This is a genomic window from Brevibacillus panacihumi W25 (assembly GCF_000503775.1).
GTDB lineage: Bacteria > Bacillota > Bacilli > Brevibacillales > Brevibacillaceae > Brevibacillus > Brevibacillus panacihumi_A.
Genome location: NZ_KI629785.1, coordinates 894,057 through 908,366, shown reverse-complemented (window position 1 = coordinate 908,366; position 14,310 = coordinate 894,057). Strand labels below are relative to the sequence as shown.

At 51.0% G+C, this 14,310-nt stretch carries 10 protein-coding genes and 1 pseudogene; 8 read left to right on the top strand and 3 right to left on the bottom strand.

Annotation, left to right across the window (positions count from 1 at the left end):
• Positions 1–149 precede the first annotated feature (149 nt).
• Together rpsD and T458_RS45450 are read right to left on the bottom strand one after the other, a co-directional pair.
• Complete coding sequence (gene rpsD / locus T458_RS45455; protein ID WP_023557736.1) at positions 150–749, bottom strand: 30S ribosomal protein S4; 600 nt, start codon at positions 747–749, stop codon at positions 150–152.
• Between the two features lie 312 nt (positions 750–1,061).
• The gene (locus T458_RS45450) at positions 1,062–3,338 is read right to left on the bottom strand and encodes an S-layer homology domain-containing protein (protein ID WP_023557735.1); all 2,277 of its coding nucleotides are present in this window, start codon (positions 3,336–3,338) and stop codon (positions 1,062–1,064) included.
• A gap of 229 nt (positions 3,339–3,567) precedes the next feature.
• Here T458_RS45450 and T458_RS45445 point away from each other — a divergent pair, with 229 nt between their 5' ends.
• The 4 genes from T458_RS45445 to T458_RS45430 all read left to right on the top strand — a co-directional run bounded on the left by T458_RS45445 (position 3,568) and on the right by T458_RS45430 (position 8,434).
• A complete protein-coding gene (locus T458_RS45445; RefSeq protein WP_023557734.1) occupies positions 3,568–4,149 on the top strand; it encodes a histidine phosphatase family protein in 582 nt (193 codons plus the stop codon).
• A gap of 38 nt (positions 4,150–4,187) precedes the next feature.
• Positions 4,188–6,431, top strand: coding sequence for a sensor domain-containing diguanylate cyclase (locus T458_RS45440; protein WP_023557733.1), 2,244 nt, complete (start codon positions 4,188–4,190; stop codon positions 6,429–6,431).
• 61 nt (positions 6,432–6,492) lie between these two features.
• A complete protein-coding gene (locus T458_RS45435) occupies positions 6,493–7,473 on the top strand; it encodes an MBL fold metallo-hydrolase (RefSeq protein WP_023557732.1) in 981 nt (326 codons plus the stop codon).
• A 61-nt stretch (positions 7,474–7,534) separates the two neighbouring features.
• Entirely contained in the window at positions 7,535–8,434 is a 900-nt protein-coding gene (locus tag T458_RS45430; RefSeq protein WP_023557731.1) for a hypothetical protein, read from the top strand.
• A gap of 7 nt (positions 8,435–8,441) precedes the next feature.
• On the opposite strand, the gene T458_RS45425 is transcribed toward T458_RS45430, so the two are convergent.
• Entirely contained in the window at positions 8,442–9,218 is a 777-nt protein-coding gene (locus T458_RS45425) for an endonuclease/exonuclease/phosphatase family protein (protein WP_171819393.1), read from the bottom strand.
• Positions 9,219–9,536: 318 nt separating this feature from the next.
• Between T458_RS45425 and refZ the strand changes: the two genes are divergently transcribed.
• The 4 genes and pseudogenes from refZ to T458_RS0129030 all read left to right on the top strand — a co-directional run.
• On the top strand, positions 9,537–10,166 hold the full coding sequence (refZ, locus tag T458_RS45420; protein ID WP_023557729.1) for a forespore capture DNA-binding protein RefZ: 630 nt from the start codon (positions 9,537–9,539) through the stop codon (positions 10,164–10,166).
• A gap of 23 nt (positions 10,167–10,189) precedes the next feature.
• Entirely contained in the window at positions 10,190–12,901 is a 2,712-nt protein-coding gene (locus tag T458_RS45415; RefSeq protein WP_023557728.1) for a septation ring formation regulator EzrA, read from the top strand.
• A 47-nt stretch (positions 12,902–12,948) separates the two neighbouring features.
• A complete protein-coding gene (locus tag T458_RS57280) occupies positions 12,949–13,104 on the top strand; it encodes a hypothetical protein (protein ID WP_171819392.1) in 156 nt (51 codons plus the stop codon).
• Positions 13,105–13,697: 593 nt separating this feature from the next.
• Positions 13,698–14,282, top strand: a pseudogene (locus T458_RS0129030) (reverse transcriptase domain-containing protein); the annotation flags it as partial.
• Positions 14,283–14,310 lie beyond the last annotated feature (28 nt).

The following is a 14,310-nucleotide window of genomic DNA, read 5'->3' as shown; positions in this document are numbered from 1 at the left end:
GCATACAGCCTGATTATACCATAGGTGGAACCTGGAGGATAGGAATTGCGTAGCCGGCAAACGAAGAGGGGGCGTATGAGGGCAAAAGAGGTTTTTGGCAAAAAAAAGAGCAGGCCGATAGTCGGCACTGCTCTTTTGCGATCAAGCGATTAACGGCTGTAGAACTCAACGATCAGAACTTCGTTGATTTCAGCAGGCATTTCTTCGCGATCTGGAAGACGAGTATAAGTTCCTTCCAATGCTGCATCGTTGAAAGTAACGTAGTTAGGCAGGAAGTTGCGGCTTTCCAGGGAATCCTTGATCAATTGCAGACCACGGGATTTTTCGCGAACGGAAATCACATCACCAGGTTGTACACGGTAGGATGGGATGTTCACTTTTTTGCCGTTTACCAGGAAGTGACCATGGTTTACCAATTGGCGGGCAGCAGGACGAGTAGGTGCAAAGCCCATGCGGTATACCAGGTTGTCCAGACGGGATTCCAGCAATTTCATGAAGTTTTCGCCCACTACGCCAGCCATTTTGTTAGCTTGGTCGAAAGTGCGACGGAATTGTTTTTCATTCAGGCCAAACATATGGCGCAGTTTTTGCTTTTCTTGCAACTGGATGCCATACTCGCTGATTTTACGACGGTTGTTATGACCGTGTTGACCAGGAGGGAAGTTGCGTTTGATGTCCTTGCCAGTACCATCGAGGGAGATTCCCAGACGACGAGCAAGTTTGTGGCGTGGGCCTGTGTAACGTGACATGTTTTCAGTCTCCTTTAATGTGGATTCGCAGGTGTTTACTTCCGACAGGTTAGTTCCTTCTTTATCTACACGAACTTCGGACGGTAGCGTTTCCGCATCGTGCTCCTCACAGATAGTTCAGCCGCTGCCTGAAAGGGAAGGAACTAAGAGGGTTAGCCTTTCGTTTTTACCTGCAATCAATGCTACCCTGTACACATACAATCAATAATACTAGGCAAAACTGCATAAAGTCAAGAGGGGAATCAAAAGGGAACGCCGCCCAGCAAGTGCGCAGGGACGGCGTTTTTGCTCATCTTTTCCTTATCATTCAGGTCAGCGGGGAACGCTTGGCTGCGTATCCTGTTCACTGCGTTTCTCCAGGAAACGAGAGAAGGCGATTGCAGCATCCGCACGGCTGACTGTGGCCTGCGGGCGGAAGGCTTGCTTGTCAGTCGGAACGATCCCCAGTGTAGTCGCAATGATTATCGAGCCGCGTTTTGGCGAGTTGGCAATATCCGTCAGATCGCTTTGGAACATATTGGAGTATTGCGCAAGGTTTTTATACCCCAGAGCGCGAACAATCATATCAGCGAGTTCTTCGCGGGTAATCGCTTCATCCGGATTCAGTTTGGACGATTGTTTGTCGAGCAGACCGCTATCTACCGCATTTTCTACTGCTGAGAAGTAACGGGACTGTTTGGAAACGTCGCTGAACGAGGCTTCTCTCTCCGAGGAGTAGATTGGGAAGTACCGTCCCCGGTTGATGCTGATCATCAGCATTTCGATCATTTCGCCCCGGGTAATCGTCTTGTCTGGCAGCAATTTGCCATCCTCGAGGGAGAGCGCATCGTATTCATACATGAGCAGCAGTTCTTTGGCTGCTGGATGTCCGTCGAGATCGACCGGATCGATGCGATGCAGAACTACGGGTTTCCCACTCGCTTGCGAACGCCATTCACCAGAGACTGCGTCGAGGAAATAAGGCTCGTCAAATACCGTGGAGTTGGCGCGGTAGACAAGCTTGGCAGAGCGGCTTGGAATGAAGGCTGGCTGCTGCCGGATCTTTTTCTGGTCCTCAGGGGTTAACTGCTCCAGCATGAAGACTGGCTCGATTTCTGCTTCCTTCCACCATGCCTCAGACGCTTCTTCCGCAGATAGATGATCCGGGATTTGAGCCGGGTAGGTTTCCTTCCCGATGTCGGCATTGTAGTAGAGAATTTCTCCCGTCGTCGGATCAAAGCTGACCGCAGACGAGCCGGAAGCTGCTTTTATGCCATTGACATAACGCTGGAAGGTCACCAGGTATTCCTCCGTCGAGCCTAGCTTTGCTTTTGTTTCGGAATGTTCGTTCCAGTACAGCTCATGTGCCAAGGTCGGGCTCCATTTGCGAATCGTTTCCATGGCTTTTTCCCGATATTCTTCGGCAGTCCGTTTGGAGCTGGCCGTATCTTTCTCCAACGGTTTGATCTGTTTTTTGGAGAAATTGTAGATGTCTCCGGTAGAGGCATCGATCGATAAGTGGGCGTAATCGTAGTCATCACTGTCCTTTTTCTCGTAGGAGAGATCCCAGACAGGTCGATTGCCGCGATAATCCGACTCGCTGTACTGGGCGGAGCGAAGTTCAAAACCAGCAAGCGGGAAAAGCTGAGACGCGATCTTGACGGCTTCTTCTTGCGTCAGATTTTTGCCCGTGTGCCGGGCCGGGAGTCGCTTGCTGCTGACGGGAATCGGCTCATTGACTCCATCGATTGGGGCGAGCAAACCATCGAGCACGTCTCCGTTTTTCGCGTCGATCAAGATGGAAAAGGGATTGGTGTAGGCCAAAACAGGCTTGTTGCGCTGATCGCCCTGCGCATCCCACGGAATGAGATAGGACAGGGAAGGAGGTGTCTTTTCCCTCATGATCTCTTTGGCATCTTCAGCCGAGATCGTTTTGGACGGGCGGTCAAATTGGATTTCCTCATTCCACATCAATGAATAATTGATGATTTTGCCTGCTCCATTGACAGAGATCTCTACATTGTTGTCTGGGAAGCGGATGCCGTCCTCCACTCGCGAGAAGCGGAAGATATAGATCGAATCCGCGTGCAATGGCGTCTTGGGTGGTATCGTGTCCATATCCGGTGTCGTTTTGGCCGCCTTGCCCGGGTTGTTGCTTTTGAGAAATTGCTCTGCTGCTTTGCGTGCATCCTCATAGGAGACGCGGTTGGCATAAGGAAGTTTGCTGCTGTTCTGATCGTGATGGGAGTATGAAGTCAGTTCGCCGCTGTTGGCGTGGACACTGACGCTGAAATAGACTTGCACCTCGTTTTTGTCCGGGACTTTTTTCTCCCAACTAAAGGACCATTCTGGAAAAGAACGCCATGTATCTGCTGAGCGAAAAGACACGGATTTCAGCTCCATGTCATTGCCAGGAACCATTCGTTTGGCAATGGCCAACGCTGCATCTTTGGAAAGCTTGACATCCTTTGCGGCAGCCAGAGCAACTGGATTGCCTTGTGAGGAGACAGATTGCGAGGCCTGGATGGCATTGGCGTGTGAAGCCGGTACAGGGATGAGCAAGCTGCCAGACAGGAGAATGGCACTTGAACGGTACAGCCAGGGTTTCATGTTCATGACCTCCGATTGCGTTAGAATCAAACTTATTACCTGAGACGCGCGTGATGTTCCATCCGTTTCAACCTCCAATAGGGATCCTGCTGATTTTGGAACTTTTGATAAAGAAATGGGAATATTGTCCCAAATGTTGTGGGATGAATCTAGAATTGAGATCAGGCATCTTATATAATAAGAGAACCTATTCATTTCATGCACTTGTGAAAAAAGGAGAACGTATCACTTGGAAACTATCATGTACCTCATACGTCACGGCGAGACAGATTGGAACTCTTCTCGGCGTATCCAAGGCCATAGTGATGTCGCATTGAATGAGCGTGGTCTTCGACAAGCCGAGCTAGTAGGCGCCAGATTGAAGCAGGAGATCCTTCACGCCGTATATTCCAGCGATCTTTGTCGCGCCCACGTGACGGCCGAACATATCGCGAAGCATTTTGGCTATGGGATATCGACACATATTACGCTGCGGGAACGCTGTTACGGTCGTTTGGAAGGACTTACGTACGAGGAGATCCGCGACCGCTTCTCGCAGGAGGATGAGGAGACGCATGGGATCGAAACATTTGACGCCATGCAGCAGCGCGCAGTGACGGCCTTGACAGAGATTGCCAGCCAACATCCCGGCCAGACGATTGTGGTGGTCTCCCATGGCGGGCTGATCAACAGCTTCCTTCATTATGTAACGGGAGGATTGCAAGGAACTGGAATTACCAAGATAGAGAATACCGGCATCAATCTTTTTCGCTTTGCTGATCAACGCTGGGAAGTGCTACAGGTGAATAATACGGATCATTTGGAAGCTTGAGAAAAAGTTGAGAGAGGGAGTATCTCGTGTCAAGTAAAATGTTGGGAAAGTTAGAGACGGTCTTTTCCTATGCGGCCCACTTCATCCTGCAATCATGGCCGGAAAAGCGACCGGGCATCCTTTTCTTGACAGATTCCACAGGCCGTGTGATCAACACCATGGACATGCAGGTAGGCCAGCCCTGGAAGCCTCAAGAACTTGACCTTTCGCTACATGCCGCTCCTGCAGGAAAGATGTATGACCCTGTAAAATCGGCGTTGCATTCGGGTGAGATTGCGGTCGCGACATACGCTGAAAACTCTCTCGTACTCGCTGTTTTTCCATTGCGTGAGCGCGATGGCTATGTTCGCGCTACGATCGGAATCGCAGCACCCCAAGAGGAGATTTCCTTCGACCTGGCTTCCTATATGCGCGGTCTGGAACCGTTGATCCGGATGGGGTATGATGCCTATATTCAGCATGCGACCAGCCAAATTATCATGGAGCTGAGCGTCCATGATACGACGCGATCTCTGTTGAGCAACCTCACTGGTGAGATTGCAGAAGTGATCCAAAAAGGCTATTGTTCTGCGGTCAAGCTTTCGGAAAACGGCACGTTGCTGATGCACGACATGGTAACGACGGAAGCAGTCGACAAGGAACAAAGCCAGATCTCGCAAATTGTAGCGGAATTGGGAACGAGTCCGATCGCTCCGGCGATTCTCAAGGAAAACCGGCTGATCATCATGCCGGTCAGCTGGAACAAAAAAATGTTGTATGGTCTGTTTCTCCATCTATCGCCTGACGAGACAGATTGCGTCTACGACGAAAGGGACGTCGCGTTTTTACAGGAAGTGGCGGATAAAGCGAGCAGCGCTTTGTGGCGGGTCATGATGTCAGAGGAATTGCGCCGTGAAGCCAACAAGAAGAACTTGCTCTATCAGCTGATGTCCAAAATTCAGGCCTCCATCGATGTCAACGATGTCCTGCATGAGATCGTGACCAGCATTCCTAGCTTGTATCCAAACTATTCCGTCGATCTGTTTCTTACGGTGGAGCCTGACGCGACGACCCCTGTCAAACAGCTTTCCCTGCAAGAGGAAAGAGGCTCTACTAGTACGAGGGCATATTTGGAAGGGCATCTGATCGTCGAGGACATCGTAGAAAATGGACAAGCGAAGACGGTGATTGCAGCTCCGCTGCTGGGCAAGCAAGGTATCTATGGCGTGCTGCAAATCACTTCTGATCAAGTGGTATCGCCCAGCCCGTACGAGACGGATTACATCTCGATCTTGGCGGATACAGCCGGGAAGGCCTTTGAAAATGCACAGCTATACCAACAATCGCGCAATCTCATTCGTGAGCTTCGTCTGATCAACGAGATGGCACGGCAGTTGAATCGGAGTTTGAACCTGTCGGAGATTCTCGAATTTGTGACGACGATGATGCGTGCTACCTTCGATGCGGAATTTTGCGCACTGCTGCGCAAGGAACCGGGAGAAGAGAGCTTTGAGGTACTCGCTGCCTCCATACCGGAATACACCGGAAAAATTGTAACTGCCAATGAAAAGCCATTTCAACAGATCCTGCAAAACAAGCAGACGTTGCTATTGGCTCAGCCGGGCTCGGGACCGCTTCCCTTCTCGCTGGTGCCAAGTTGCTCTTTGATGGGTGTCCCCTTGATCGTGGAAGGGGAGATCAGCGGAGTATTGCTCGTTGCGGATTCACGCTATCATTTTTTTAGTTTTGACGATTATAAGCTGCTGGAGATTTTTGGACAGCACGCGAGCTTGGCGATGACCAATGCTGTGCTGCATACAGAGATGGAACGGATGGTGATCACGGATAATCTGACCAGCCTGTACACGCGTCGCCACCTGAACGAACGCGTGCGCGCCTCGCTGGAACAGGATAGCCATGGTTCACTGATCCTGATTGATATTGATTACTTCAAACAGGTGAACGATACGTTTGGCCACCAGGTTGGCGATGAAGTCTTGATCCAGGTATCCAATCTGATTCGTCAAAGTATTCGCGACACTGATATTGCCGCCAGATGGGGCGGAGAGGAATTGGCGGTTTACCTGCCGCGTGTAGATGAGGCTACGGCTCATGCTGTCGCCGAACGAATCCGCCGTTGTGTGGAGATGGAGACCTCGCCACAGGTGACAATTTCATCCGGACTGGCCAAGTGGAACAAGGAAATAGATGCCAATTTGAGCGTAGAAGCCTTGTTTTATCAAGCAGATTTGGCCCTTTACGAGGCGAAGAATTCGGGTAGAAACCAGGTTGTGTTAGCATAGAGCCAGCGAATGGCTCTTTTCTCTTTCTATAGAAAAAGTCAGGACAGATGGAGGGACGCAAATGACAGCACGGGGAGTAAGAATGGCACCGGGTGTATACTGCATCGAGATTCCGACACCTTTTCATGTCGGCTCGGTCAATGTATACGTCCTCAAGGAAGAGCATGTGACGTTGGTGGATGTAGGACCGCTGACAGAAGAAGCCTGGGAGACGCTTCAAGAGGGGCTTGCTTCGATCGAAATCCGGATGGAGGAGATCAAGCAGATTATTTTGACGCATCATCACGTCGATCACTGCGGATTATTGGAGCGGGTGAGACGCGTTTCGGGTGCCCGTACGCTGGCGCATCCCCTGGCCAGACCCTATGTCCAGCTCGACGAGAGCTTTATGGCGTACCATGATGAATTTTTCACTCATTTGTACAGCCAAAGCGGGGTACCCGCTGACAAGATGATCATCATTGAGAAGTTTCAGAAGCTGATGCAGACGTTTTCGCAGCCCAGTCAAATCGACGGTCTGCTCAAGCATGAACAGATTGTTCCGCTTTTGCCCGAATGGCAGGTGCTGTATACCCCGGGGCATAGCCAGAGCCATCTCTCCTTATATCGGGAAAAAGACCGTCTGCTTATCGGCGGCGATCACATCATCAAGCATATTTCTTCCAATGCTTTTATCGAGCCTCCGCGAGATGGTTCCCGCAGTCGGCCGCTGACGCTCGTCCAGTATCGGACAGCCTTGCAGATGTGCGCAGACATGGAAATTAATCAGGTCTTTGCCGGCCACGGAGAACCGGTGACGAATCATCGTGAGCTGATTTCTTCCCGTCTGCAAAAAAACTGGGACCGTACCAATGCACTGCGCCAACTGCTGGCATCTGGTGAAAAAACAGCATATGAACTGGCAGCTTTACTGTTCCCAACCCTGTACGAAAAAGAAATGCCGCTTACCCTGTCTGAAACGATCGGGCATATCGACCTTTTGATGATTCTACATCAGGTAGACGTGAAAGAAAGAGACGGAGTGCTGTACTACCATTTGTAGAAGAATAAGCCCTTTCCTCCCCGGAAACGCTATAGGAGACTAGCTGTGAAGGAGGACGAAAATGCGAAAGGGTTGGATCATCTGTCTGCTGACGGTGACGGCGATGCTGGGCGGCTGCAATCAGATGGGCGTGCAGCAGAATGCTGGCTCTGATTTTGAACAGGTTCGCGATCAATTCGCCAAACAAAGGGCGTACGAGTTCTATGGCCGTACAAAGCTATTGACGGATAACAGCTCCAATGCCAACATAGTCAATTTTTCTGGAAGAAAAGACGAAGGTAGCGTTTATATGAATGTGAAGCGGTCTGTCCCTGAGGAAAATCGCGTCGATTCGCTATCTCTGTTGGACCAGGGTAAACAGCTGTATGCCAAAACAGATGGTGATCAAGACTGGAGGCTGAGCGTCTCCTCGGAGGCTGCTTTGCGGCAAGAGATGGAGAACTGGAATCCCGCATCTGCCTTCGCGCAAATGGATGAAATGAAGAAAAGCGTGATTCCGATCACGAAAAATCTAAGAACTGACCAGGCGGGGATCCGGGTCGTACTGGACTCTGCCAAATTGAAAAGCTGGTTGGGTGCTCAATTGCAAGCGCAGACAGGCTCCCATGTCCAGTCTGTGTCCCCCGGTGAAAAGCTGCACAAGCCGAGCCAGAAGCTGGCGATGTCTTTGTCCAAAGGAGATTGGCAGGAACCTCCCCAAGGAACGAGAATTCAGTCGGCAGGAAATGCCAACCTTCAAGAAATCATCGATCAGATGGACCTGGAAGCGGAGTATACGATTATGTATCAAAAGTCTACCAAGCTGCCCACCAGCATGCTGATGAGCATCCGCTCCCAGTACGATTACAACAATCAGCGCGTGCAGGAGCATACACAGGTAGAGACGTACCTGCAGAACTATGGACTGGCAAAAAAGTCGGATCGATCCCTTTCACCTGTTCCATCGGATAGGAAGAGATAGCTTGCCATCAACGCTCCGCTTCCGCAATCTTCGCGAGATGCGGAGCGTTTTTTTGTATATGCATCCAGACCGGATAATGGTCAGAGTGTCCGATCGAAGGAGCTGCTGCTTCGAGAAAATGAAGATCCGGTGAGAGGAAAATCCGGTCTATCTGTCTGCCGCGATGCACTCCTTTTAACGTCACAAAATCGTCTTGTTGATCGTATACCGGATCTTGATACAAGGCACGTAGGGAATGGAGCAGCGGGTGATCGGGCTGCATATTGAAGTCTCCCAGTAAAACGCTGGATTGATACGGTTTTTCATGCAAAGTAGCGAGCAAGGATTCTATCTGTTCTTTATGTTCTGACTCTTTCACCCCGAGATGGGTTGCGTATACGTGCAGGGGCTCTCCATTCCAGTCCAGTGTCACTTCCAGCAGGGAACGAGGTTCCCAGGAAGCGGGCAGTGCGATCGATTTGACATCCAGGATCGGAAGTTTGCTCAACAGCGCATTGCCGTACGTACCGATTACGAGAGACAGGGAAGGCGCATAGGCGTAATTCATTTGCAAGCTGTCGGCGATGGTGGCAATCTGGTCAACAAATTGGGAGCGCGGCAGCCGAAAATCGACTTCCTGCAGGGCGATCACATCAGCATTCAAGATCCTAAGGGTGTCCGCAATCTTCGAAGGGTCGGCGATGCCTTCATCATCCCGGCAGCCGCGAATATTATAGGTAACGATCTTCAGGGCTCGTTCGTCTTTACTCTGCGGATGGGACGACACCAAATGAGCATTGTACATGATGGGGTCTGTCGGTGAAAAGAGAAACAGTGTGAGCATTAGCGTGATTTGACGAATCCATTTTGGCCGTATGTTGTCCACCCCCAGTTGTGCAAAAAACAGTGGAAATATTCAGTTAAATCAAAAGGACAAAAGTTCTATCTTTCTATTCTGATTTTATCATAGCAAGGAAAGTAGTAGGAGGAATACTGGAAAACTTTGTCGAACATAGAACGGGACTATCTTTTTACGTCGAACAGTCTGTACAATAGGTACGATACCTGACATGCTTGTTGCATTCCCTGTACGTCAGATGCAAAGCAGGAAGGACGATCGGCAGTGGAACAAACGAAAATGCGCATTTTGTCCGCAGCAGCCAAGCTGTTTGACATACACGGCTACCAGGGTACGTCGGTTCGCAAAATTGCCGAAGAGGCTGACGTGAACGTTGCCCTCATTTCCTATCATTTTCAAGGAAAGCAAGGCGTGCTGGAGACTTTGATGGCTTCCTATTTTGAGACCTTGTTCCGTTTGCTCGGAGAACAGGAAGCGACTCTTGCCAGTGCTCCGGTTTGGCAAAGACTTGAGCAGGTCGTTCGTCTCTATGTACAGTTTCATTGTGAACACGCTGCCATTACCCGGTTGATTCAGCGTGAATTAAGTGTGGAGTCGATGCTGGCTCGTGAAGTGATGACCTTGTACATGAGCCGTTACAAGCATGGACTGGCTTCCGTGCTGGAGTATGGCATCGGGACAGGGGAATTCCAAACCTGCTCGGTTGATCGCGTTGTCTTGGGCGTGACGAGTCATATCGTCTATCCGCTCTTGCACCCGCAGATGGTTCGACAGGTCTACGAATTGGAACCAGCCTCAGAAGAATTCTCAGATTGGCTTTATACATCTGTTCTTGATTTTTTGCGCGTCAGTCTATTGCCTGACTCGAGGAGTAGTACCCTCTTCCATGAATGAATACACTAAGGGGTTGTATCCAAATGAAACGAAAACTATTCATGCTCTGCTTGGCGGGCATGCTCCTATACACAAATCCAGCTTTTGCTACACCTTTTCCAGATAAGACAGACAACGTTGTACAAGATCAGGACAATTACCTCAAAGCTGAAAATACAGCACAATTTATAGAATCGATCAAAGATCTGCCGGGGGAGTACAAGGTTGTCGTGGTGGAGAGCACCTCGCCGGAAGCCTCATCTGCAGATCTATACGCACAGACGCTATACGACAATTTCAATTTGCCTGACAATGCGATCATGGTCGTGCTCGATTACAATACGGAAGAGCTCGGTGTCTACGCTGGCCCCGAATTCCAGGAAAAAGGCGCCACACTGGAGATGCTCCACGATAAAATTTCTTCTTATTACGTGCCCTTCCGCAATCAAAAGCAATATCTGAACGGGATTCAAACGTTCCTCCAAGAGGTACATAGAGAGCTGGAGCGGGTGCAGAACAAACCAGCTCAGCCAGAACAGGCAGATGCAGCCAAGGAGACAGAAGAAGTGAAAGCAAAGTCGTTTCTTGGTGAGATACCTTGGTGGATCTACGGAATTGGCGCTGTTTTTGCCATTTTGTCGATTGCCCTCGTCTATGCGATGATTCGTCGCCGCTCCATTTTTTCCCAGGTCGATGACGTAGAGGATTGGAAAGATGAGCTTGTCGAGAAAATCCATGTCATCGAGGTGGAAAAACCGCTTCGCCGTTCCAGCGGAATGACAGAGGTGCGTTACCACCATATCGCGGATAAAAAGGAAAACCTCCTGCGCATCAAGATTCCGGACGTGGAAATGATGATTCTGGATGCGGAGGAGGCTTGCGATCGCTTCCGTTTCTCACTCGCAATCGGGATGCTGGAGGAGGCACGTGAGGCTCTGACGCAGATCGAGCAGGAGTTGGCGGAACTGAAGGAGGATACCACCAAGGTTGCGGTAACGAAACAAGAGAACAAGGCTGCCATTCCGGAGATTGGCAAAATGGTTGAACAGGTCGAGCGCCGCTTGTCAGACATGCGTCTGGACTACGGCCTTTCTTTCCACGAGTTGAAGTCCACCTTAGATGAGGTGGAGGGAATGCGCACTCTGGTCAAAAAGTCGCGTGCGGCGGGAGATGATGTGCACGCCTACGAGACGACGATGAAGGCGCAAAAAATGCTGGAAGGCATCGTTCAAGCACTTGAACAGGTTCCAGGCATGGTGGATCGTGTGAAAAAGGAGATGCCAAGAGAGTTCAAGCAGTTGGAGGAAGGGATTGAACAGGCTCGGCGTGACGGCTTTGATATCAGCCTGGATGGCCTGGACAACGCCATGCTGCAAGCCAAGCAGTTAATGAACGCTGCTGGCAACGGACTGGAGGAAGGCAACCTCGAAATCGTCAAAACGCATGTGAAGGCATTTGAAGTGTTGATTGAAGCAACCTACCAAGGATTAGAAGAAGCGGTCCTAGCGAAGCAGCAGGCAGCCGCTGCCGCCGTGGCTGCGGCAGAAGCGTCACGTATCCAGGAACAGGCGAGGGTGGAAGAGTCGATCCGCCTTCCAGAGGTGGCGGAAGCCGAAGAAGCGTCACGTCCGCGTGAGTTGGTGGAAACAGTGGAGGCAGCGCGTCTGCGAGAACTGGTCGCAGCAGAAGAGGAAGCACGCGTGCGGGAACTGGCAGAATCCGAAGAGGCACGTCTGCGAGCGCTGGTAGAAGCCGAAGAAGCGGCCCGCCTGCGGGAACTGGCCGAAGCAGAGGAAGCGGCCCGCCTGCGGGAACTGGCCGAAGCAGAGGAAGCGGCTCGCCTGCGGGAACTGGCTGAAGCAGAGGAAGCGGCCCGCCTGCGGGAATTGGCTGAAGCAGAGGAAGCGGCTCACTTGCGGGAATTGGCGGAAGCAGAGGAAGCAGCCCGCTTGCGGAATCTGGCGGAAGCAGAGGAAGCTGCACGTTTGCGGGAACTGGCGGAAGCCGAAGAACTGGCCCGCCTGCGAGAGCAAGCAAAGGCGGAGGAAGCACGCCGTCTCCTGGAGCAGGATACGATCAGTCAGGCGGAGCGGGAAGGCTTGTTGAGAGAACAGTCCTTCGCACAGGTGGATCAGAATGTCCCCACCCCTGCTGTTCCAGGTGCGGCTGAAGATCGCAGTGAGGATGAGGAAGAGTACGAGCTGGTCATGCCGAAACGCGCAGAAGTGCCGATCCAAGAAGAAGAGGCAGTGGAAGAAGCGAATACCCTCTACATCGAGACCGAAGACGACGCCCTTGATGAGATGGAGAGAATCTCTAATACGTTGATTCGACTTCGCCAGCAGATCAAGCGCAGCTATCTGCCAGGCATTCCCGATCATCTGAAGTTTATGTTTGAGGAAGTTGTGCAAACCTTGGCTCGGATTAAGGCCATCATGGAGCGACATCGCTACGATCTCGAAGAAGTGGCGATACTGTTGCAGGATGCAAGCAATCAATTGGACGAGACCGAGCGAGTTACCGAGCGAGTCATCTCCACTTGCCAATTGGCGGAGGGAGCCATTCAGTACACAAATCGCTACCGCAGACAAAATCGCCAGGTGAATGAGTTGCTGACATTGGCAGAGCAGTCATTTCGCCAGTTGGCATTTGCTGAAGCCTACCAATTGGCGGAAGATGCGCGCCTGGTGATTGAAGGTGCATCTCCTCAAGAGGAAGAAACAGGCTGGCTGTTGCGACGTAAGAAGAAGGGGTGACGCATATTCTCTACCCCTTGTTTCTTCTCGCAGCAGGACTGCTGATCATGGCGCAACCTCGCACAAAACGATGGCAGTCCAGGATGCAAAAGCATTTTAACGGCAATGAGCAACGAATCAAGCAAAGAGCCAACACGTTTTTCTTGCTCGGATTCGCCTTTGTCTTAGCTGGGCTTGCGTATCTGTACCGTTATACGATGTAAGGTAAAACACCCGTGCCGCGGCACGGGTGTTTTTGGTGGTGTGCCCGGCATGGGCGTTGTCTCTAGGGTGAAAGTCCCGAATGGCGAAGGCAACAGTAGCCACTAGCTTACGACAAGGGTGTCCACCGCGAGGTGGAATCTGAAGGAAGTCTGCGGCAAACCTCCGGCCTGAGGAACACGAACTTCATATGAGGCTAACGATAGCTGGATGAGTCTGCCATACAAGACGAAGTCCATGTTGCCAAAGGCTATCGGGAGTAAATGAAGCAGGTGGATGGAGGGAAAGACAACGTTCTTACCCGGGGAGACCTGACTGGGACGCCATGCCCTCATGGTAACCTTCTCCGCTAGGAGAAACTGAACGGTCAGGAGTCAGCAGAGGCCATAGTACCGGAGTAGAGGACGCTTGAAACGGGAAGGGCCGAACATTTAGGAAGAACGGGACGCTAGGCGTTCACTCTTTATGATGATGCAGACAATCCAGATGGACTTACTTGAAGGAGGAAATGGTGAATCCATGGGGGACTTCAAGAGGGCGGAATAGAGAGTGGCACAAGTAGAAAGAACGTTCACGCGAAAGGATATCTGGTTTTATGATGGGACAACTGCTGTCACGGGAAAACCTCCTGTTGGCACTAAAGCGAGTAGAAAAGAACAAAGGAAGCCACGGTGTGGATGGTATGTCCGTAAAATCCCTACGTCAACATATCTTATCCAACTGGGACTCCCTACGAGCGTCATTGGAGAATGGAACCTATGTACCTTCGCCAGTCCGACGAGTCGAAATCCCGAAACTGAACGGTGGTGTTCGGCTATTAGGCATTCCTACCGTGACCGACCGTCTCATCCAACAAGCAATTGCACAGGTTCTTTCTCCGATATTTGATCCTATGTTCTCCGAACATAGTCATGGATTCCGTCCAAGAAGACGGGGACATGACGCAGTCAAGAAGGCACAGACATACATCGAGGAAGGATACCGTTGGGTCGTAGACATGGATCTTGAGAAGTTCTTCGATAAGGTAAACCACGATAAACTTATGGGGCTTATCGCAAAACATGTCAAAGACAGAACTATCCTAACCCTCATCCGACGCTATCTCGAATCAGGGATTATGGTTAATGGTATGGAAATTGAAAGCGATCAAGGGGTGCCGCAAGGTGGCCCGTTGAGTCCTCGCCCAAGATTCGAATAGCGAACGATAG

What these genes read in the sequence shown, in the direction of transcription:
- T458_RS57280 (WP_171819392.1), top strand. Translation starts at nt 12,949, where the DNA reads ATGGCGCAACCTCGCACAAAACGATGGCAGTCCAGGATGCAAAAGCAT.
- T458_RS45415 (WP_023557728.1), top strand. Translation starts at nt 10,190, where the DNA reads ATGAAACGAAAACTATTCATGCTCTGCTTGGCGGGCATGCTCCTATAC.
- T458_RS45425 (WP_171819393.1), bottom strand. Translation starts at nt 9,218, where the DNA reads ATGTACAATGCTCATTTGGTGTCGTCCCATCCGCAGAGTAAAGACGAA.
- T458_RS45440 (WP_023557733.1), top strand. Translation starts at nt 4,188, where the DNA reads ATGTTGGGAAAGTTAGAGACGGTCTTTTCCTATGCGGCCCACTTCATC.
- T458_RS45430 (WP_023557731.1), top strand. Translation starts at nt 7,535, where the DNA reads ATGCGAAAGGGTTGGATCATCTGTCTGCTGACGGTGACGGCGATGCTG.
- rpsD (WP_023557736.1), bottom strand. Translation starts at nt 749, where the DNA reads ATGTCACGTTACACAGGCCCACGCCACAAACTTGCTCGTCGTCTGGGA.
- T458_RS45435 (WP_023557732.1), top strand. Translation starts at nt 6,493, where the DNA reads ATGACAGCACGGGGAGTAAGAATGGCACCGGGTGTATACTGCATCGAG.
- T458_RS45450 (WP_023557735.1), bottom strand. Translation starts at nt 3,338, where the DNA reads ATGAAACCCTGGCTGTACCGTTCAAGTGCCATTCTCCTGTCTGGCAGC.